Origin of the sequence: Pseudomonas sp. RIT-To-2 (assembly GCF_029623465.1) — a bacterium.
GTDB classification, from domain to species: Bacteria; Pseudomonadota; Gammaproteobacteria; order Pseudomonadales; family Pseudomonadaceae; genus Aquipseudomonas; species Aquipseudomonas silvicola.
Map to the genome: position 1 here is coordinate 21,723 of NZ_JAPYKM010000026.1, position 19,423 is coordinate 41,145.

Here is a 19,423-nt window from a genome sequence, read left to right on the forward strand (position 1 = left end):
AGGCCGCGTCGGCCTTCATGCGGTGTGCCTGGCAACGCGCGAGTACATGTGTTGGCTTAGCGCCGATGATGATGGCGGCGTTCCCACTCATGACGACGCTCCGCCTCCCGGCGTGCCTGCTCCCGCCGCCAGCGCTCCCGGCGAATCTGCTCCTGACGGGACTGCCAGTGGCCGTCGCGCCGGTAGTGGTCGTCATAGGCCAACTCGGTTGACTGCTGGCTGCCCAGGCTCAGCAAACCTGGCCATGGGTTGGCCGCGCCCGGAGTCTTCCCCGCAGGGCCTTGAAAGAGCGACGGGGCCAGCGGCGCCTGCATTGGCGAGGCGCAGGCAGTCCCTGCTGCCGCCAACGAAAGCACCGCTGCGAGCACGATGGAGGGGCTGTAGAATTTCATAAGTCAGGTAGGTCTCTGATAAGCCGTTGAATCCGAATCGGCCTCGCGGCTGCGGCGCCAACTGTGTCAGTTTCGACAAAAATCTCATCAGGTAGACCACGACCGGCAGAAAAGTTCTACGGACAATGAAAAATTATTCATTATTTTCAATAAGTTGCCTGTTTGCGGGGCGTTGCGGCCTGGGCGTTGAAGCAATCGCGTGATGACATATCGGCATCAGTCCCCCCGAGTGCGTAAAATGTCGGCTTTTTCGCGTATCGGACAGGTGCCCATTGAGCGCAGGCAGAACCGCAGGACTTTTGTTACTCACCGCCTTGCTGGCCGCATGCAGCACGTCACCACCGCGCACGCCCGATGACATCTGCGGCATCTTTCGGGAGAAGGATGATTGGTACGACGCCGCCAAAGTCACCCAACAGCGCTGGGGCGTGCCGATCCAGGTGCCGTTCGCGATCATGTATCAGGAGTCAGGCTTCCACCAGGACGCCAAGGCGCCGCGCAAATACCTGTTGTGGATCATCCCATGGGGGCGCGTCACCACGGCCGCAGGGTACGCGCAGGCCAAGGATGAAGGCTGGAACGATTACCGCAAAAGTACTGGCCGCAGCGGCGCCAGCCGTCAGGACTTCGACGACGCCATCGACTTTGTCGGCTGGTACATGGACAAGACCTACACCATCAACGGCGTGTCGAAATACGATGCGTATGACCAGTACCTGAACTACCACGAGGGCTGGGGTGGATATCGGCAGCGAACCTATGCCAGCAAGGCGTGGTTGCCGCACGTGGCGGGCAAGGTGCAGGCCCGGTCGCAGATGTATGCGCAGCAATACGCGGGGTGCAGGAATGATCTGGAGCGTGGGTTCTGGAGTCGGTTGTGGCACTGGTTGTGATGACTGGCTAATACACCTTTCTCTCCTGGCGATCATGGCCTGACTGCGCGATATCCAACTTGAGTCACGCCGTGACGCCCGCATGAAGATGACTAAAGGTTCTGTGAAATCAATTCACTAGCGCTTGTTCGATAGCCCCCCATATGATGCTGCTCAATAACAGTGCAGATACTCATTGACCAAAACCGGCAAAAGGGAAAACAGAGCGCACTGACAAACAGAATCGATTAGAGCACCCGACCACCATGAGCAATGACTTCGCCTTCACCATCAGGCGTATTCGTTTCGACGAACATTACACGCCATCGGACAATACCCGAATCACGACCAACTTTGCCAACTTGGCGAGAGGAAGCAGGCGCCAGGAGAATTTACGCAACACCCTGGAAATGATCAACAATCGCTTCAATGCCCTGGCGCAGTGGGACAACCCCGCCGGCGATCGTTACACGGTCGAGCTTGACATCATCTCCGTCGAGATGAATATCGACTTCGACAGCAGCGCCAATGCCCTCCCGCTGATCGAGATATTGAAAACAACGGTCATTGACCGAAAAACCAGCGAACGCATTGACGGTATTGTCGGAAACAATTTTTCCTCTTACGTTCGGGACTACGACTTCAGCGTGCTCTTGCCAGGCCACAACCAGGGCCGGTCCGCCTTCAGTACCCCGGACGATTTCGGCGACCTTCATGGCAAGCTGTTCCAGTGCTTCGTAGCCTCGAGCGCCTACAGAGATCACTTCAAAAAACCGCCCGTTATCTGCCTGAGTGTTTCCAGCAGCAAGGTCTACCATCGGACTGAAAACCAGCACCCTGTACTGGGTGTCGAATACCAGCAGGGTGAATACTCGCTGACGGATGAATACTTCAGGAAAATGGGCTTGAAGGTTCGCTATTTCATGCCTGCGAATAGTGCTGCGCCCCTGGCTTTTTATTTTACCGGTGACTTGCTCGGCGACTACACCAACCTTGAACTCATCAGCACCATCAGCACGATGGATACGTTCCAGAAAATTTACCGCCCCGAGATCTACAACGCGAATTCCGCAGCAGGAAAATCCTACCAGCCAAGCTTGAAGCATCAGGATTATTCACTGACCCGAATTGTCTATGACCGAGAAGAGCGCAGCCGCCTGGCCATGGAGCAAGGGGCGTTCGCCGAGAAACACTTCATCAAGCCATACCAGGCGCGCCTGATGGCGCTTTTTGGTCAACTGCATACACAAGGCCATGCATCATGAAAAAACTGCTACCCACTTCAACGGCCGGCAGCCTCCCCAAACCCGCCTGGCTGGCACAGCCAGAGACACTCTGGTCGCCCTGGAAACTGCAGGGCGATGAATGGGTCGAGGGAAAACACGATGCATTGCGGCTGTCGCTGCAAGAGCAACAGCAGGCAGGTATCGATATCGTCAGCGACGGTGAGCAAACACGCCAACACTTTGTCACCACGTTTATCGAACACCTGAGCGGCGTCGATTTCGAGAAGCGTGAGACCGTCAGGATCCGTGATCGCTACGATGCCAGCGTGCCCACCGTCGTGGGCGCGGTGGCTCGCCAGAAACCCGTGTTCGTTGAAGACGCCACGTTTCTGCGCCAGCAAACCCGGCAACCCATCAAATGGGCACTGCCGGGTCCCATGACGATGATTGATACGCTTCATGACAACCACTATAAAAGCCGCGAAAAACTGGCATGGGAATTCGCCAGGATTCTCAATGAGGAAGCCAGGGAACTGGAAGCTGCGGGCGTTGATATCATCCAGTTTGACGAGCCCGCCTTCAACGTCTTCTTCGACGAGGTGAATGATTGGGGCGTGGCCACCCTGGAGCGGGCAATCGAAGGCCTCAAATGCGAAACGGCGGTACATATCTGCTATGGCTACGGCATCAAGGCCAATACCGACTGGAAAAAGACGCTGGGGGCCGAGTGGCGCCAGTATGAAGAGGCGTTCCCCAGGCTGCAGAAATCCAGCATCGATATCGTCTCGCTGGAGTGTCACAACTCGCGGGTGCCAATGGACCTGATTGAACTCATTCGTGGCAAGAAAGTGATGGTAGGGGCCATTGACGTGGCAACCCACACTATCGAAACACCTGAGGAAGTCGCCAACACCCTGCGAAAGGCGCTTCAGTTTGTGGACGCCGACAAGCTCTACCCGTGCACAAACTGTGGCATGGCCCCGTTGCCTCGGCGGGTGGCAAGGGGCAAGTTGAATGCGTTGAGTGCTGGTGCGGAGATTGTGCGCAGGGAGCTTCAGGGGTAAGCGGCGACAAGCCAGGGGGCCGAGTACCTTTTCGAGCAAAGCGGCCCACGATCCGGCCGTTTTGTTTCAACCAGTCAACCATAGGCCCCATGATTTCTTCGGTACTTGGCACCGTCAGAAAGCCTCGGTAACCCGCGTCTGGATGTGGGCTTCATGGAGCGCAGCTGGGTCATTGACTGCATTCTATACTGGTAGCAGTATCCGCAAAGCATGTCGCAGACAAACTAGTTCTTCGCAGCTCTAAGCTGGCATATACTGAAAAAGTGTCTACGCTCCATCTGCCAATTGGCATCGAGATGAATCTACCACAGGTAAACGGAGGTACTTCATGGAAAAAGTAGAACTTGCCATCAGTGTTGCGGGACTTGTACTGATGTACTTCGCGATCGAAGGAAAACGCCTTCAAGATCTTAAGGTTCGTCTGATCTGGATGGGCGTAGCAATAATGATGTATGGCTATGCCCAGAATCTTTACACCATGGCGAGAATTACCAGACCAATGACCATTGAGCGCATGATAGCTCTAAACGCATCAGCTCTTGGTATGATTCTACTGCTCTGCATCGCCGTATTTCTCAAGCTACACCTTCGCAAAGCGCTTGCCAAAAACCGCGACTGGGCCGGCAAGTGATGCAACGATTTTTCCTAAAACGACTCACATGTCCCGAAGAACACGCCGTCATCGATCATAAAGTTGAATGGCTTGCTGTTGCCCTCAACGAACTCCATCACATTCAAAGCTGTGATTGTTGTTCCAGGCATTCCTTGGTCAGCGCTAAGCATCGACACGACCTTGAAGGAATTTTCACGGTTACCTCGATCAATTACGGTTGGCTGAGCGTTAGCCGAATTTTTCAGCACACCAACGGTGATCCCTGACATTCGATCTACCGTGAATTGTTTCCCCACGAAATTCTCGCTGAGGATTTTGTAAGTTGGCCCGCTATCTCCTTGGGCCTGAGAGAAACGCTCAATCGTGCATCTGTAGTCGTTACCGGCTTGCGAAGCATCCGCATTGCTCATAAGCAGCACGAGAAGTGAGCAAGTAATCTTTAGACGGTCTCTCATGGCTACTTTCCTTACTGATCATTTGCCAAGGTTGAGGCCTGCATTTGTGATCGCTACGACCCCTTTTTTTTCAACGTTCCTGGATCATCAGAAATCACACTGTAATGACCTGGTGGGATATCGCTTGTGAGCGTCCCGCCACACTGTAACAATCCCCGAGCACCACCTGAGCCCCAGCCGGCAGCTAATTGAGCAAGAAACGGATAGTGCGATCCGCAGGTAGTGCGTTTCCATGCGGTTGCAACCGACTGGAGAAGCGCATGACCTACCGTATAATAGGCCTTTCCCCCAAACCCTTTCAGGCAATGTTCTACCTTCCGGAGCGCGACTTGGCCGCGCTGGGCGTCATACGCTACCAAGTCGACAGCTACCCCGGTTTCCCGGACCGTATCGAATTGAAAGACGCCGAGATAGGCGAGACCGTGCTGTTGCTCAACCATGTTTGCCAGCCGGCCAATACGCCTTACCGAGCTTCACACGCGATCTTCGTCCGGGAAGGCGCAATGCGGGCTTACGACGCGGTTGACCAAGTCCCTGAGTCGATGCGGATTCGAATGTTGTCGCTGCGAGCTTATGCGCAGAGCGGCATGATGATTGACGCTGAAGTAGTCGCCGGCACAGCGATTGAGACGATCATTGCGCGGATGTTTGCCGACTCGCAGGTCAGCTACATCCACGTTCACCATGCCAGACAAGGGTGCTATTGCGCACGGATAGATCGTGCTTGACTCCGATCAGGTTTTGCGCCGCGCGGGGGCTCGACCGAGGGCATCCTTACCTGCACATTGAGCACTCGGCCAAGCCGTCACTCGCCTAGATCACCCATGGCCGTGGTATTGAAGCCACCGTCCACATACAGAATCTCGCCACTGATACCCGACGCCAGGTCCGAGCACAGGAATGCGCCGGCGTTACCCACTTCCTCGATGGTCACGTTACGACGCAGTGGTGTCTGGGCTTCGTTAGCGGCCAGCATTTTGCGGAAGTTCTTGATGCCGGAGGCGGCGAGGGTGCGTATCGGGCCGGCCGATACAGCGTTCACACGGGTGCCCTGCGGGCCAAGGCTGGCGGCCAGGTAGCGGACACCGGCCTCCAGGCTGGCCTTTGCCATGCCCATGACGTTGTAGTTGGGCATGGTGCGCTCTGCGCCCAGGTAGGACAGGGTCAGCAAGCTGCCGTTGCGGCCTTCCATCATGGCGCGTCCGGCCTTGGCCAGGGCGATGAAACTGTAGGCGCTAATGTCGTGGGCGATGCGGAATCCGTCGCGGGTAGTGGCTTGGGTGAAGTCGCCTTCCAGTTGGTCGCCGGGCGCGAAGCCCACGGAGTGCACGATGCAGTCCAGACCGTTCCACTGCTGCCCGAGCTTGTTGAATACGTCCGCGATATCCGCATCACTGGCCACGTCGCAGGGGAAACACAGCGAGGCGTCGGAGCCCCATTCGCTGGCAAACTCTTCCACGCGCGCCTTGAGCTTTTCATTCTGGTAAGTGAAAGCCAGTTCGGCCCCTTCACGATGCATCGCAGCTGCGATACCCGAGGCGATGGACAACTTGCTGGCCACGCCAACGATCAGAACGCGCTTGCCTGTAAGAAAACCCATTTGTTGCTCCTTGATTTACGACAGTCCTTTACCGCCCCGCTGCGTTCCCGTAGGGGATGAACAGGGCGCATTTGGCTATCCGACGAAGCAAATGGATGTCGGGTTACATTTTGCTGGCAGGGGTATCTGGGGGAGCGATGGCCGTTGGCCGATTACGGTCGGTCAACCTTTGCACCTCGTCGCTGCCGAGCAGGTGAGTTCGGTCTGATGCTCACGCATAGACGGCGCTCATGCGATCACACAGTAAGTAGTGTTTGGGCGCAAGTCTAAAAGGGGCTTTTGGGATCGCTCAGCCCGCCGCCGTGAAGATTTCTTGTTTTTTGTGCATCCCAGTGTTTGAAGAATACTCGGTGCAGACTAGCCCTTGGCTGAACGCCACGTCGCTGACCAGCTGCCGGTTGGACAGGCTGTTGCCAAAATCTTCAAGGTAAGCTGGCAGCGCTACCCATTTCGCTTCTTCGATCTCGTCGGTGTCCTGGATGTCGATACGCTGCGTCAAAGGTGTCATGCGACAAATAAAGTGAATGTTCGATTTGCCAAATTGATAGGGGTGTTTGGTGGTAAAGGCCACGATGGAGTCGAACTTCGTTTCAATTCCCGTCTCCTCCAGCACTTCACGCACGATCGAGTCCTGAATTCGCTCGGCATCGTCTACATGGCCCCCCGGTAGCTTGAACCCGGTAGTACCTCGTTCCCTTATGACCAGTAGCTCCCCGGCATTGTTGATGACGATGGCCCCGGCGCCTACGGTATGCGTGGGTATAAAGGGCACGAATGCTTGATTAACGTGTCGGCGCACCAGGGTCAACTGATCGGCCAGGCAGCTATGGAAGGAGAACCCGACGGCGGTAAAGGCCGGAATGGCTTGGGCCTTGCTGATCGGCAGTGTGATCCAGGCCAGGGCCAGGCCCTCGTGCTCGATTACGGCAACCAACTCCTCGACCGCATCCCACAAGGTTTGCGGGTCGTCCGGGAGCGAAGCAGCGTCGACGATGATGCCGTTGAATCTGTCTCGTTCGAAGTCCACGTTGCACCTTTGGGTTGGTCGATTTGGAGAGATTGTAATGAGCCGGGAGCTGGTTTACGAATGATGGATTCGTTCCATGGAATGCCTCGCTCCGAAGGGGCTATATGAAACGATCAAAACCGTTTTCGGCCGGCTGGTATCGACTGATTCTGTTGAAAAAGTCGGATTTTCAGCTGGCCTGAACTCAAGCACGACCACTATTGGAGAACCTACTCACCACATTAAGTGGATTCTCAGCTCTTCGTTGACCTTTGCTGCGCTGTTATTGGGTTGATTTGAGGTTTTTTGCTTCGTGCAGGCGCACCTATCCCGTGGCAGGCCCTTGAGATGTAAAGTTGGCCAGCCGTCGTAGGTTATGCACCACAGCGGCCAGCGTGAACTCATCAGTCGCGCCACTCATGCCACGTAATCTCAGGCGATCCAATTTCAGGATGCGTTTGAGGTGGGCAAACAACATTTCGACCTTTACGTTCGTGGCGGGAGCGCACGTACGCAGGTGTCGCAGCGATTCGCCGAGCCACATCGCGCGCGGCCTCATAGACGCTGCGAGCGATCTTGCGGATCGCAGTATTCGGGCAGCACTTGGCTTTCATCGGACAGGCAACGCAGTGGGTCTGCCGGGATCGTAAGATAATGGTGTTGTCTTTGGTGACGTGCGAACGCTCGTTCTTGAAGGCTCGCCATTCACTACGTAATGCATTGCCGGCCGGACAGAGGTATTCCTCAGCCTCTTCATTCCAGTGGAAATTGTTGCTCGAAAAACTATCGTTCTTGCGCTCGGTTTTGTCCCACACCGGCACATGCGGCTCGATGTCCTTTTCCTCTACCATCCAGGCCAACATCGGCGCGGTTCCGTAAGCGGTGTCACCAATAAGGCGTTCCGGCTTGATGTCGAACTGCGCCTCGACCCGGTCAATCATGATCTAGGTGCTCTCGACCTCAGCCGTGCGATGAGCCGGTGTAGGTTCCACATCCACGATGACACCGTGCTCAGTATCGATCAGATAATTCGTGGAGGAAGCGTAGAACGCTGGGCCACCTGGAGCTGCGGTCCAGCGGGCTTGAGGATCAGTCAGCGATAGACGCTTCGGTAGCGTTTCGGCCAGAGCCTCCTTCTACACGGCTGCTCGACTGGGCAGCCCATTGACTAACCGATAGATTTGCAAGGGATTGGCGTCCTTCAACGCATCGGGCAGCAGATGGTCCGGGTAGTTCTGGTAGCACACAGGCCGCAGGAAGCGATCGATCGCTGCCGTGCCCACAGAGGTGCCGCGCGCATCCGAGGTGGCCGGATACGGCCCGCCATGTACCATGGCATCACACACCTCGACGCCCGTGGGGTAGCCGTTGATCAGCAGCCGCCCGGCCTTCTGCTCCAGCACCGGCACCAGGGCTGCGAACCGCTCAAGGTCTGCCGGCTCGGCAATAAGCGTGGCCGTGAGCTGCCCCTGCAAGTGGTTGAGCGCCAGGGCCAGTTGCGCCTCGTCGGCCACTTCCAGCACCACCGTGGCCGGCCCGAACACCTCTTCCTGCAGCACCGGATCCTGGTTCAGCAACAGCTCCACGTCAGCCTTGAACAGCCGCGGCCCCGCCTGGCGTCCGGCCTGCGGCTCGCCTGCCAGCAGGGTCACGCCGGGTGTGCCTGCGAGGCGCTCGATGCCGTGGCGGTAGCTGTCCAGACCGCCGGCGTTGAGCAGCGTCTGCGGCGCTTGTTCGCAGAAGAACTGCACCAGCGCCGCGGTGAAAGCGCTAAACGCCGGGGAGCGGATACCTACCACCAAACCGGGGCTGGTGCAGAACTGCCCTGCGCCCAGCATCACCGAGGCGCCCAGTTCTCGGGCGATGCTTGCGCCCCGCGCTGCCAGGGCCTGGGGCAGCACCACCACCGGGTTGATGCTCGACATCTCGGCGAACACCGGAATCGGTTGCGGGCGCGCCGCCGCCATGTCGCACAAGGCGCGGCCGCCGGCCAGCGATCCGGTGAAACCGACCGCCTGAATGGCTGGGTGCTTGACCAGCGCGGCGCCCACGCCGGCGCCATGGATCATGTTGAACACCCCCGCCGGCATGGCGGTGCGTTCAGCGGCGCGAATAATGGCCAGCGCCACGCAATCGGCGGTCGCCATGTGCCCGCCGTGGGCCTTGAACACCACCGGGCAGCCAGCGGCCAGCGCCGCCGCGGTGTCGCCGCCTGCGGTGGAGAACGCCAAGGGGAAGTTACTGGCTCCGAACACCGCCACCGGGCCCACGCCCAGGCGGCACTGGCGCAGGTCCACGCGCGGCAACGGCTGGCGCTCCGGCATCGCGTGGTCGATGCGCGCGCCATAAAAGTCGCCGCGCCGCAGCACACTGGCGAACAGCCGCAACTGGCCGCTGGTGCGTGCGCGTTCGCCCTGGATGCGCGCGGCCGGCAGTGCGGTCTCGCGGCCCACCAAGGCAATGAAGTCCTCGCCCAGGGCATCCAGTTCGCTGGCGATGGCGTCGAGGAACTGCGCGCGGCGCTCGGCTGGCAACTGTCGGTAAGGTGTGAAGGCGATCGCAGCGGCTTGCGCGGCGGCGTCCACCTCGGCTTCGGTGCTCTGGAAAAAACGGTAAGGCAACGGCTCGCCGGTGTGGGCGTCCAGGCTCTGCAGCAGCGTATTGCCCTGCTGGCTGCGCTGGCCGCCGATAAAGCTGTGGCCGGTCATCTGGGTCATGGTGCGGATTCCTTGAAAAAGCTGGCAGCGGGTTCAGGTGATGGCGCCGATCTGCCACGGCACGAATTCGTTCTGGCCATAGCCGTGCTGCTCGCTCTTGCTGCGCTCGCCCGACGCGATGCGCAGCATGAGCCGGTAGATATGTTCGCCGCGCTCCTCGATGGTCATGCTGCCGTCGGCAATGCCGCCGCAATTGACGTCCATGTCCTCTTCCTGGTTTTCCCACAGCCGCGTGTTTGTGGCCAGCTTGATCGACGGCGACGGCGCGCAGCCATAGGCCGAGCCGCGGCCAGTGGTAAAGGCAATCAAATTGGCGCCACCCGCCACCTGGCCGGTAGCCGAGATGGGGTCGTAGCCGGGAGTGTCCATGAACACCAGGCCATGGGCAGTGACGGTTTGCGCGTACTCGTATACATCCACCAGGTCCGAGGAGCCGGCCTTGGCCACCGCGCCCAGGGATTTCTCCAGGATGGTGGTCAGGCCACCAGCCTTGTTGCCGGCCGAGGGGTTGTTGTTCAACTGCGCGTTCATGCGTTCGCAGTAGGCTTCCCACCAGTGAATGCGCTCGATGAGCTTTTCGCCCACCGCGCGGCTCACGGCGCGACGGGTCAGCAGGTGCTCGGCGCCGTACACCTCCGGGGTCTCCGACAGGATCGCGGTACCGCCGGCGGCCACCAGGCGGTCCACCGCGTTGCCCAGCGCCGGGTTGGCAGTGATGCCCGAATAGCCATCGGAGCCGCCGCACTGCAGGCCGATGATCAGGTGCTTGGTGCTGACCGGCTCACGCTCGACGCGGTTGGCCTCGGCTAGCAGCGACTTGACCTGCTCGATCCCGCTGGCAATGGTCTTCGAGGTGCCCCCGGTGCCCTGGATGGTGAAGGTGCGCAGGGTGTTGTTGCGCTCCAGGCCCTGGGCCGCCAGCAGGTCGGGGATCTGGTTGGTCTCGCAGCCCAGGCCAATCATCAGCACGGCGGCGAAGTTGGGGTGGATGGCATAGCCGCCCAGCGTGCGGCGCAGCATGGCCAGCGCCTCGCCGCCCGGGTCCACGGCACAGCCGAAGCTGTGGGTCAACGCCACCACGCCGTCGACGTTCGGGTAGGCAGCCAGCGCCTCGGGGTGAATGTCGCGACGGAAATGGTCGGCGATCGCCTTGGCGACGGTGGCCGAGCAGTTCACCGAGGTGAGGATGCCAATGTAATTGCGCGTGGCCACGCGGCCGTCTTCGCGCACGATGCCCATGAACGTGTCTTCGCGGCGTTCGCAGACGCCCAAGGCATCGACACCGAAGGCGTAGTCGCGGGAAAAGTCACCCATGGCCAGGTTGTGCACGTGCACGTGCTGGCCGGCGGCGATCGGCTGGCTGGCGAAGCCGATGATCTGGCCGTAGCGCCGCAGTGGCTGGCCGGCCTCGATGTCGCGAGCGGCAATCTTGTGCCCGGACGGGATCGGTTCCTTCACCACCAGGCCTTCCACGGCCAGCTCAAGGCCCAGGGGCAGCGGCTGGCGGGCAATCAGTACATCGTCCAGCGGGTTCAGGCGAATCACGGCATTGGCAACGCTGTTGCCTGTTTTTGTTATGAGTTCCATGGAGTTAACCCTTCTCAATTTACGGCGAATTCAAGCGAAACCACGTTCGCGGTAGTCGATGACGGCGGAGAACAGCACCAAGCCCATGGCCATTACCACGAAGAAGATCAGGGCCAGAAAATACGATCCGGTGAACTGCACGATCAGTCCGATGAGGATAGGGACGATTACCCCGACCATGTTGCCGCAGAAGTTCATGCTGCCACCCAGCACGCCCGCCTTGGACTTGCCGCCCAGAATGGCCGGCAGACACCAGTACATGCCGCACCATCGCAGGAAGAACAACGCCACACACAGCAGGGTGATGACCGTACCCGCGTCAGGGATGTAGGCCACCAGCAGGATGCACATGGCGGTGACTGCGGCGGCGCTGCCGAACAGCGTGCGCATGACGCGGTTGGGTTCGCCGCCGGCGCTTTTCCATTTGTCCGCGAGCCAGCCCCCGAAGAGCTCGCCAATGAACCCGCACATGAAGATCAGAAAGGTGGCGCCGCCCATGGCCTTGATGTCCAGGTTGTGTACCTTATGCAGGTAGCTGGGCATCCAGGTCAGCAGGCCGTAGAACACGCTGTTGTAGCAGGCATAGCCGGCGAACATCGCCAGCACCGAGCGGCTTTTGAGCAGTTCCTTGAGCACGGCGGCACGCTCGCCGTGGGTGCGCTTGGCTTGCGCATTGGCTTCGGTGATGTAGGCCAGTTCTGCCTCGTTGACCTTGGGGTGCTCGGCCGGGCTGTTGCGGATATACCACCAGGCCCACACGCCTACCAGCATGGTACCGACGCCGGCAATGAAGAAGGCGATGCGCCAGGACTCGAACCAAGTGATCAGCGCAGCAATGATGATGGCGCCCATCGCGGTGCCCAGGGGAGCACCGCCGTCCACCAGGGTGGCGCCCCGGCCCCGTTCATTGGGGGTAAGCCAGGCGCCGTTGAGCTTGGCGCCGGCGGGCATGATCGGCGACTCGGCCACCCCCAGGCCAATGCGGGTGGCCAGCAGCATCATCCAGCTGTGGGCGCCGCCGGCGATGGCCTGGAAGAAACCCCAGCCCACGGTGGCGACGCCAACGATATTGCGCACCTGGAAGCGGTCCAGCAGCATGCCGCCGGGGATCTGCATCAGCGCGTAGGACCAGAAGAAGGCGCTGAGCATCAGGCCTTCAAGGGCCGGGGTCATTTCGAATTCGGTGGAAATCAGCGGCATGGCCACCGACAACGATGCACGGTCGATGTAGTTGATGGCCGACAGCAGCAACAGGATCAGAAAGATGCGCCAGCGCACGGTGGTGGCTCCGGTGCTGGTGGCGGCCGCTGGCAGCGGCATGACCCGTTCGGTCTTGGTGTTCATACGCTTCTCGCTTTTTATGATTGTTATCAGGCAGCAATGGGGTCGCCCGCAGCGGCGACCCGCGAGAACTTCTAGAGCGCAGTGATTGTGCCGGCGGCCAGCTCGCGCTCGCCGGCTTGTATTCCATTGACCAACGGCCGTCCGAATTCGCCCATGCTGATCTCGAATTCATCACCTAACTGGGTGTGCACGTTATCGGCCACCGACAGCGTCGCGGTGCCGAAGAAGTGCACGTGCACGTCGCCCGGGCGCAGGAACTGCGCGTACTTGAAGTGGTGGTATTCAAGGTTTTCCAGGCTGTGGCACATGTTGTCCTCGCCGCTGAGAAACTCTTTTTCCCACAGCACCTGGCCGTTGCGACGGATGCGGCTGGTGCCGGTGAGGTGGGCCGGCAGCTCGCCTATTCGCAGCTCCGGGCCGTAGCTGCAGTTGCGCAGCTTGGAATGGGCCAGGTACAGGTAGTTGCGGCGCTCCATCACGTGGTCGGAGAATTCGTTGCCCAGGGCGAAGCCCACGCGGTAAGGCTTGCCGTCGCCGCCTACTACGTACAGGCCGGTCAGCTCGGGTTCCTCGCCGGCGTCTTCGGCGAACGGTGGCTTGTTGAACGCCTCGCCAGGGCGCACCACGATCGAGCCGTCGCCCTTGTAGAACCACTCCGGCTGCACGCCGACGGTCCCGGGGGCCGGGCGCCCGCCGTCGATGCCCCACTGGAAGATGCGCGCGGTGTCGGTCAGCGCGGCTTCGTCCTGGATGTTCTGCTGGTGCATCTTGTCGCGCGTCGAGGCGCTGCCCAGGTGGGTGAGCCCGGTGCCGCTGACCAGGCAGTGCGCCGGGTCTTCGTGGTCCAGGGGCGGCAACACGCGCCGCTTTGCCAACAGCTGCGTGTAACTGTGCGGCGAGGCGTCGGTGCCACGGGCGTGCACTTCTGCCACCAGGCTGCAGCCATGGGCGATGGCGTCAAGCGCCAGTTCACGGGTGGTAGAGGTGTTGCGTACCACTTGGATCGAGTCCCCTTCGATCACGCCGACGAAGCGCTGGTGAGGTCCGGTTTCGAATTGAATCAGCCGCATGCTGTGGTCTCCGCTGTTATTTTTATGCAGGGTGCGTTGAGCACCGCGTTGGCATCACTTTAATTTCGCCACAGGTTGTTGCCTAATGAGAGCTGCTGATCCACCGATAACTTTTAGTGATCTCCCACCATGTTGCCGTCCCTCGCCACCATCAATTCGCGCCTGCGCCTCAAACAGCTTCGGCTGCTGATTGCGCTGGATGACTATGGCTCGCTGCACAAGGCCGCGGAAGCGGTGGCCATCACCCAGCCGGGCGCCACCAAGGCGCTGCATGAAATCGAGTCCACCCTCGGCACGCCGCTGTTCGAGCGCACCAGCAAGGGCCTGGAGCCCAATGACCTGGGGCGCTGCGTGATTCGCTATGCGCGGCTGATTCATACCGACGTGGCGCACCTGCGCGAAGAGCTGCTGGGCATCATGCAGGGCCACGGCGGGCGCCTGTCGGTGGGCGTGATCATGGGCGCGGTGCCGGCGTTGGTGGAGTCGCTGGCACGCCTGCGGGCGCGCCAGCCGCAGTTGTCGGTGGAAATTGTCGAGGACACCAGCGCGCGGCTGCTATCGTTGCTCGATGAAGGCCGCCTGGACATGGCGCTGTGCCGTACCAGCGTCAGCAAGAACCCGGCGCTGTATGACTGCCGATCACGCGAACAGGAGCCGCTGATTGTGGTGGCCAACCCCGCCCACGCATTTGCCACGCGCGACACGGTCAGCCTGGATGAGCTGGCGGCGTCACGCTGGGTGGTGTTCCCGGTGAACATGCCCATGCGCCTGACCCTGGAGCGCGAATTCCGCGAAGCGGGCCTGGCCTTCCCTACCTATTCCATCGAGACGTCATCCACCTTCACCACCCTGTCGTTGTTGCTGCAGGACCCCAACCTTGTGGCAGTGATGCCCGAGGACGTGGCGCAGATGGCCGTGGACTTCGGCATGCTGGTGCACCTGCCCTATGCGCTGACCTCGCGCAGCGAGCCGTATGAGATCGTTACCCGCCACGGCGTGGGCCTGCCCGCCCCGGCGCGCTTGTTGATTGAAGAGCTTGCTCCCGGATCGTAGCCGCTGCCGCAGGCTGCGCTGGCCCTCAACCACGCTGGAGATCTCCAGTGACCATAATGGCCAGCGCAGCCTGGCGGCAGCGGCTACACCGCGTTGCTACGGGTATTGCGCGCCGGCCACCGCTACGTGAATCAGGTACAGCGAGGTATTGGCGGTGATGAACAGCCGGTTGCGCCGTGGCCCGCCAAAGGTCAGGTTGGCGACCTTCTCGGGTAGCAGGATCTTGCCCAGCAAGGTGCCCTGGGCGTCGAAACACTGGATGCCATCACCGGCGCTGGTCCAGATGTTGCCCTGCACGTCCACCCTCAGGCCGTCGGGAATGCCCGGTTCGATCTGCGCCAGCACCCGCGACTTGCCCAGCCAGCGGCCGTCCACCACCTCCATGGCGCGAATATGATGCGGCGCTGCGGGGTCGTGGGTGCGCGCCGAATCGGCGATGTACAGCGTCTGGCCATCCGGCGCGAACGCCAGGCCGTTGGGCTGCACGAAATCGTCGGCCACACACACCACCTCGCCGCTGTGCGGGTCGATGCGGTAAACGTTGCGCCCGGCCTGCTCGGGCTCGGCCTGGTAGCCCTCGTAGTCGCTGAGGATGCCGTAGGTGGGGTCGGTGAACCACACCCCGCCGTCGCGGTGCACCACCACGTCGTTGGGCGAGTTCAGGCGCTTGCCGTCGAAGGCATCGGCCAGCACCGTGATCGTGCCGTCCGGTTCGGTGCGGGTGACGCGGCGGGTGCCGTGCTCGCAGGTCACCAGGCGGCCCTGCTGGTCGCGGGTGTTGCCATTGGCGAAGTTGGAGGCCGCGCGATACACCGACACCCCCTGCTCCGGCGTCCAGCGCAGGATCCGCTGGTTGGGGATGTCACTCCACAGCAGGTAGCCGCCATCGTTGAACCACACCGGCCCCTCGGCCCAGCGGCAGCCGTCATACAGACGCTCCAGCTGGGTGTTGGGCAGGGTCAGGTTGCGAAAGCGCGGGTCGGCGTATTCGTAGATGTCTTCAATCATTCTGCAATCCTTGGTCACAGGGCGCGCTTGCGGCCGCTGACGGCGGCAATCACCGCGATAATGATCACGCCGGTGAGAATCATCCGTACCCCGGCGCTGGCGCCGAAGGTGTTGAGCATGCTCACCAGCAAATAAAGGAACAGCGCCGCGCCCCACAGCCCGGGCACGTTGGAGAAACCGCCGGCCACCGAGGTGCCGCCGATCACCACCACGGCAATCGAGGCCAGCAGGTACTCGTCGCCCATGCTCAGCGACGCGCCGCCGGAAAAACCCGCCAGCAGCAGCCCGCACAGGCTGGCGAACACCGCGCTCAGCACGTAGGTGGCAAAGCGCACGCGCTCCACGCGCACCCCGGCCAGCTCGGCGGCGCGGGCGTTCTGGCCGATGGCCAGGGTCCAGCGCCCGTACCGGGTGCGAGTGAGTAAATAGCCGCCCAGCACCGCCAGCAGCACCACGAAAATCGCCAGGTACGGCACCCCCAGCACATGCCCGGTGGTGAACTGGTAGAAGCCGTCCGGCGGCGCGATGCGCACGCTGCGCCCGTAGGCGATGGCCAGCGATTGCAGGAGAAAACTGGCCGACAGGGTGGCAATGATCGGCGGAATGCGCAGCAAGCGGATCAGCGCGTAGTTGCCACAGCCCACCAGCACGCCCAGCGCCAGTACCCCGGCGATGCCCAGGGCAATGTTCAGATCCTGCCCCGCCATCAACTTCATGCCCACGGCACCGCTCAAGGCAATGTTGGCCGGGATCGACAGGTCGATGTTGCCCGGCCCCGTGGTGATCACGAACATCTGCCCCAGGCCGACGATCACGAAGAACGCCGAGAAACTCAACGCCCCCGACACCAGCGCGCCAGCGCCTTCGCCACGGGTAAACGCCAGGGTGGCGAGCCACACCAGCAGCGCGGCCAGGAACGCCCACAGCCAGGGCTTGCCCAGCAGCCGATTGAAACCAGTGGCGGTAGTCATGCGGGGCGAGCCTCCAGGCGGTTGACGGCGGTGCGCAGGGCCAGCACCAGGATCAGGATCGCGCCCTGGGCGCCGATCTGCCAATCGGGAGAAATGCGGATGAACGACAGCAACGAACCGGCCAGCACCAACGTCAGCGCGCCCATTACCGCGCCGATCGGCGACACCCGGCCGCCGACGAACTCGCCGCCGCCCAAAATGACCCCCGCGATCGACAGCAAGGTGTAGCGCAGCGCCATACTGGCATCGGCCGACGTGGTCAGGCCCACCAGGAACAGGCCCGACAGCACGCCGAAGCTGCCCGCCAGCGCATACAGGGTGACCTTGATGCGCAACAGCGACCAGCCGGCCTTGGCGATGGCCAGGGGGTTGCCGCCAGCGCCGCGCAGCACCACGCCGAGGGTGGAGCGCATCAGGAACGCATGCACCGACACCGCTAGCACCGCGCAGACGATGATGGCGAAGGGAACCAGCGGCGTGCGGATCTTCACCAGCGCCTGCAGCCACTGCGGGGCGCTGCCGCCCGGCGCGGGCAGCAGCAACACCGCCGCGCCGCCCCAGATGAACGACATGCCCAGGGTGACGACAATAGCGGGCAACTGGCGGATATGGACCAGCGCCCCCAGCAACGCATACACCACCACGCACGCTACCAGCGCCAGGCAACCGAGCAGCGGATGCTGATTGAGCAAGGTGGCGGCCACGCAGGCGACGAAGCTGATGAAGCTGCCCAGAGACAGGTCGAGGTCGTTGACGGTGATGATCAGCATCTGCGCGATGGTGGCCAGGGCAATTGGCACCGCCAGGTTGAGCATCAGGTTCATGCCCATGTAGCTCATGGCCCGCGGCTGCATGATGAAAATGGTGGCCAGCAGCACCACCAGTGACAGCCCGGGCAATGCACTGCGCAACAGCCGCGCGCGGTTCACCGCGGCGGGCGCTGCCTGTGCTTGCACGGCGTGGCCTTTCAAGGGCAAGGGATGGGGCGCATTCATGCCACGGCCTCCTGGAACGAGCTGCGCAGCACCTGCGCCTCGCTCAATTCATCACGTGGGAAGTCAGCCACCACCTGGCCGTCGCGGAACACATAGATGTGGTCGCAATAGTCCAGCTCTTCAAGCTCGGTGGTGTACCAGATGAAAGTGCGGCCGCGCGCGGCTTCCTCCTGCACGATGGCGTACACCTCGCGCTTGGTACCCACGTCGACGCCGCGCATGGGGTCGTCCATCAGAATCAGGGCACTGTCGGAGGCCAGCGCCCGGGCGAACAGGGCCTTCTGCTGGTTGCCGCCGGACAGCGACAGGATCGGGTTGGCCATGTCGGGGGTGCGAATGCCCATGCGTTGCTGCCAGCGGGCGGCCATGGCCTGCTCGGCGTGCGGGTCCAGCAGCACGCCGCGCTTGAGCGCCGCCAGCGAGCTGATGGTGATGTTCTGGGCAATCGACCACAGCGCGAATACCCCGTCGGTCTGCCGGTCCCCGGCCACCAGGGCCACCGGCAGGCCCTGGGCAACGCGCTGGCGCAGCACCTGGATCAGCAACTGGCTTTGCCCCTGCCCGGCCAGGCCAGCCAACCCGACGATTTCACCGGCATGGGCGGCTATGTGGCGGCCATCGATTTGCCGCGTTGGACGCTGGTTGACCACCGCGGCCTGCTCGCGCTTGGACACGAAAGCGCCCGTGCCGGCATGGGCCTTGGCGCCGCTGCCCATGCACTCGACCAGTGAGGCATGGTCGAAGGCGCTAGCGGCACGCACCTCCACCATTTGGCCGTCGCTCATCACCGCGATACGGTCGCAGGTGGCAAGCATCTCGCCAAGGATGTGGCTGATCAGCACCACGCAACCACCGCCCGCCACGTAGCGACGCACGTGGGCCAGCAACTGCCCGGCCACCCGTGCGTCCAGGGACGAGGTGGGTTCATCGAGGATCACCAGCGCCAGGTGCTCACCCGCCACACAGAAGGCACGGGCGATTTCCACCATCTGCCGCTGGCCGATGGGCAAGTCGGCCACCACCTCGTCGGCGCCGATGCCATGGCCGGGGAAAATGCTGTCAAGGCTGGCGCCGATCAACGCCGCCGCCTTGCGCCGCCAGCCAAAGCCCCGCAGGCCGGGGCACATCAGCCGGGTGTTTTCCGCCACGCTCAGGTTGGGGCACAGCGACAGTTCCTGGAACACGCAGCGAATGCCATGCTGTCGGGCCACCTGCACGCAATAGCCGGCGCGCACGTCTTGGCCGGCCATGCGCACGGCGCCGGCATCGGCCGCCAGGGTGCCGGCCAGCACCTGCATCAAGGTGCTCTTGCCGGCGCCGTTGTGGCCAATCAGGCCCAGGCACTCCCCGGGGTAAAACTGCAGGTCCACGTTGCTCAGCGCGCGCACCGCGCCAAAGGTCTTGCCCACGCCCTGCAGGCTGACCAGGGCCGCTTGATTGGCTTGCATCG

The 19,423-nt window shown here is 61.7% G+C and carries 18 protein-coding genes and 1 pseudogene; 6 read left to right on the forward strand and 13 right to left on the reverse strand.

Translation table 11 applies throughout. From position 1 onward, the window contains the following. Window positions 1–56: 56 nt before the first annotated feature. On the reverse strand, window positions 57–392 hold the full coding sequence (locus QBK88_RS21030) for a hypothetical protein (RefSeq protein WP_277963573.1): 336 nt from the start codon (window positions 390–392) through the stop codon (window positions 57–59). Between the two features lie 272 nt (window positions 393–664). Between QBK88_RS21030 and QBK88_RS21035 the strand changes: the two genes are divergently transcribed. The 4 genes from QBK88_RS21035 (at window position 665) to QBK88_RS21050 (ending at window position 4,185) form a co-directional block, all read left to right on the forward strand. After that, window positions 665–1,285 carry a transglycosylase SLT domain-containing protein gene (locus tag QBK88_RS21035; protein ID WP_277963574.1) on the forward strand — a complete coding sequence of 207 codons (621 nt, stop codon included), beginning with the start codon at window positions 665–667 and terminating at the stop codon, window positions 1,283–1,285. A gap of 245 nt (window positions 1,286–1,530) precedes the next feature. Continuing rightward, a complete protein-coding gene (locus QBK88_RS21040) occupies window positions 1,531–2,529 on the forward strand; it encodes a DUF1852 domain-containing protein (RefSeq protein WP_277963575.1) in 999 nt (332 codons plus the stop codon). Further along, complete coding sequence (locus QBK88_RS21045) at window positions 2,526–3,554, forward strand: methionine synthase (RefSeq protein ID WP_277963576.1); 1,029 nt, start codon at window positions 2,526–2,528, stop codon at window positions 3,552–3,554. Before QBK88_RS21040 ends, QBK88_RS21045 begins: the two co-directional genes overlap by 4 nt. Window positions 3,555–3,882: 328 nt before the next feature. Continuing rightward, on the forward strand, window positions 3,883–4,185 hold the full coding sequence (locus QBK88_RS21050) for a hypothetical protein (protein ID WP_277963577.1): 303 nt from the start codon (window positions 3,883–3,885) through the stop codon (window positions 4,183–4,185). A 14-nt stretch (window positions 4,186–4,199) separates the two neighbouring features. Here the strand turns inward: QBK88_RS21050 and QBK88_RS21055 are convergent, their stop codons facing one another. Beyond that, window positions 4,200–4,622, reverse strand: coding sequence for a hypothetical protein (locus QBK88_RS21055; RefSeq protein WP_268151116.1), 423 nt, complete (start codon window positions 4,620–4,622; stop codon window positions 4,200–4,202). A 260-nt stretch (window positions 4,623–4,882) separates the two neighbouring features. Here QBK88_RS21055 and QBK88_RS21060 point away from each other — a divergent pair, with 260 nt between their 5' ends. Further along, window positions 4,883–5,350: a DUF1203 domain-containing protein gene (locus QBK88_RS21060; protein WP_277963578.1), complete on the forward strand. Its 468-nt coding sequence runs from the start codon at window positions 4,883–4,885 to the stop codon at window positions 5,348–5,350. A gap of 77 nt (window positions 5,351–5,427) precedes the next feature. Here QBK88_RS21060 and fabI read toward each other — a convergent pair whose 3' ends face one another. The 7 genes and pseudogenes from fabI to araD1 form a co-directional block, all read right to left on the reverse strand. Next, a complete protein-coding gene (gene fabI / locus QBK88_RS21065; protein WP_277963579.1) occupies window positions 5,428–6,222 on the reverse strand; it encodes an enoyl-ACP reductase FabI in 795 nt (264 codons plus the stop codon). A gap of 289 nt (window positions 6,223–6,511) precedes the next feature. Beyond that, a complete protein-coding gene (locus tag QBK88_RS21070) occupies window positions 6,512–7,249 on the reverse strand; it encodes an NUDIX domain-containing protein (protein ID WP_277963580.1) in 738 nt (245 codons plus the stop codon). A 304-nt stretch (window positions 7,250–7,553) separates the two neighbouring features. Beyond that, a pseudogene (locus tag QBK88_RS21075) lies at window positions 7,554–8,364 on the reverse strand (transposase); the annotation flags it as partial. Beyond that, on the reverse strand, window positions 8,365–9,945 hold the full coding sequence (locus QBK88_RS21080; protein ID WP_445764974.1) for an aldehyde dehydrogenase (NADP(+)): 1,581 nt from the start codon (window positions 9,943–9,945) through the stop codon (window positions 8,365–8,367). Between the two features lie 33 nt (window positions 9,946–9,978). Beyond that, a complete protein-coding gene (locus QBK88_RS21085; RefSeq protein ID WP_277963581.1) occupies window positions 9,979–11,532 on the reverse strand; it encodes an altronate dehydratase family protein in 1,554 nt (517 codons plus the stop codon). A 30-nt stretch (window positions 11,533–11,562) separates the two neighbouring features. Next, window positions 11,563–12,876: an MFS transporter gene (locus tag QBK88_RS21090; RefSeq protein WP_268151106.1), complete on the reverse strand. Its 1,314-nt coding sequence runs from the start codon at window positions 12,874–12,876 to the stop codon at window positions 11,563–11,565. 71 nt (window positions 12,877–12,947) lie between these two features. Further along, window positions 12,948–13,946 (reverse strand): AraD1 family protein, encoded by a 999-nt coding sequence (gene araD1, locus QBK88_RS21095; protein ID WP_277963582.1) that lies wholly within the window; start codon window positions 13,944–13,946, stop codon window positions 12,948–12,950. Window positions 13,947–14,075: 129 nt separating this feature from the next. On the opposite strand from araD1, the gene QBK88_RS21100 reads away from it, so the two are divergent. Next, on the forward strand, window positions 14,076–14,999 hold the full coding sequence (locus QBK88_RS21100) for a LysR family transcriptional regulator (RefSeq protein WP_277963583.1): 924 nt from the start codon (window positions 14,076–14,078) through the stop codon (window positions 14,997–14,999). A gap of 96 nt (window positions 15,000–15,095) precedes the next feature. Here the strand turns inward: QBK88_RS21100 and QBK88_RS21105 are convergent, their stop codons facing one another. From QBK88_RS21105 to QBK88_RS21120, 4 genes are read right to left on the reverse strand one after another with little or no spacing between them, the layout of a single operon-like run. After that, a complete protein-coding gene (locus tag QBK88_RS21105; protein WP_268151100.1) occupies window positions 15,096–16,007 on the reverse strand; it encodes an SMP-30/gluconolactonase/LRE family protein in 912 nt (303 codons plus the stop codon). A gap of 14 nt (window positions 16,008–16,021) precedes the next feature. Continuing rightward, window positions 16,022–16,978, reverse strand: a complete 957-nt coding sequence (locus tag QBK88_RS21110; RefSeq protein WP_277963584.1) for an ABC transporter permease — start codon at window positions 16,976–16,978, stop codon at window positions 16,022–16,024. Further along, on the reverse strand, window positions 16,975–17,973 hold the full coding sequence (locus QBK88_RS21115) for an ABC transporter permease (RefSeq protein ID WP_268151096.1): 999 nt from the start codon (window positions 17,971–17,973) through the stop codon (window positions 16,975–16,977). Before QBK88_RS21115 ends, QBK88_RS21110 begins: the two co-directional genes overlap by 4 nt. Continuing rightward, window positions 17,970–19,421, reverse strand: coding sequence for a sugar ABC transporter ATP-binding protein (locus QBK88_RS21120; protein ID WP_277963585.1), 1,452 nt, complete (start codon window positions 19,419–19,421; stop codon window positions 17,970–17,972). Before QBK88_RS21120 ends, QBK88_RS21115 begins: the two co-directional genes overlap by 4 nt. Between the last annotated feature and the right edge of the window lie 2 nt (window positions 19,422–19,423).

Coding starts and splice junctions, on each gene's coding strand:
- QBK88_RS21080 (WP_445764974.1), bottom strand. CDS start 9,945: ATGACCCAGATGACCGGCCACAGCTTTATCGGCGGCCAGCGCAGCCAG.
- QBK88_RS21050 (WP_277963577.1), top strand. CDS start 3,883: ATGGAAAAAGTAGAACTTGCCATCAGTGTTGCGGGACTTGTACTGATG.
- QBK88_RS21040 (WP_277963575.1), top strand. CDS start 1,531: ATGAGCAATGACTTCGCCTTCACCATCAGGCGTATTCGTTTCGACGAA.
- fabI (WP_277963579.1), bottom strand. CDS start 6,222: ATGGGTTTTCTTACAGGCAAGCGCGTTCTGATCGTTGGCGTGGCCAGC.
- QBK88_RS21060 (WP_277963578.1), top strand. CDS start 4,883: ATGACCTACCGTATAATAGGCCTTTCCCCCAAACCCTTTCAGGCAATG.
- QBK88_RS21055 (WP_268151116.1), bottom strand. CDS start 4,622: ATGAGAGACCGTCTAAAGATTACTTGCTCACTTCTCGTGCTGCTTATG.
- QBK88_RS21105 (WP_268151100.1), bottom strand. CDS start 16,007: ATGATTGAAGACATCTACGAATACGCCGACCCGCGCTTTCGCAACCTG.
- araD1 (WP_277963582.1), bottom strand. CDS start 13,946: ATGCGGCTGATTCAATTCGAAACCGGACCTCACCAGCGCTTCGTCGGC.
- QBK88_RS21120 (WP_277963585.1), bottom strand. CDS start 19,421: ATGCAAGCCAATCAAGCGGCCCTGGTCAGCCTGCAGGGCGTGGGCAAG.
- QBK88_RS21085 (WP_277963581.1), bottom strand. CDS start 11,532: ATGGAACTCATAACAAAAACAGGCAACAGCGTTGCCAATGCCGTGATT.
- QBK88_RS21115 (WP_268151096.1), bottom strand. CDS start 17,973: ATGAATGCGCCCCATCCCTTGCCCTTGAAAGGCCACGCCGTGCAAGCA.
- QBK88_RS21090 (WP_268151106.1), bottom strand. CDS start 12,876: ATGAACACCAAGACCGAACGGGTCATGCCGCTGCCAGCGGCCGCCACC.
- QBK88_RS21110 (WP_277963584.1), bottom strand. CDS start 16,978: ATGACTACCGCCACTGGTTTCAATCGGCTGCTGGGCAAGCCCTGGCTG.
- QBK88_RS21045 (WP_277963576.1), top strand. CDS start 2,526: ATGAAAAAACTGCTACCCACTTCAACGGCCGGCAGCCTCCCCAAACCC.
- QBK88_RS21030 (WP_277963573.1), bottom strand. CDS start 392: ATGAAATTCTACAGCCCCTCCATCGTGCTCGCAGCGGTGCTTTCGTTG.
- QBK88_RS21100 (WP_277963583.1), top strand. CDS start 14,076: ATGTTGCCGTCCCTCGCCACCATCAATTCGCGCCTGCGCCTCAAACAG.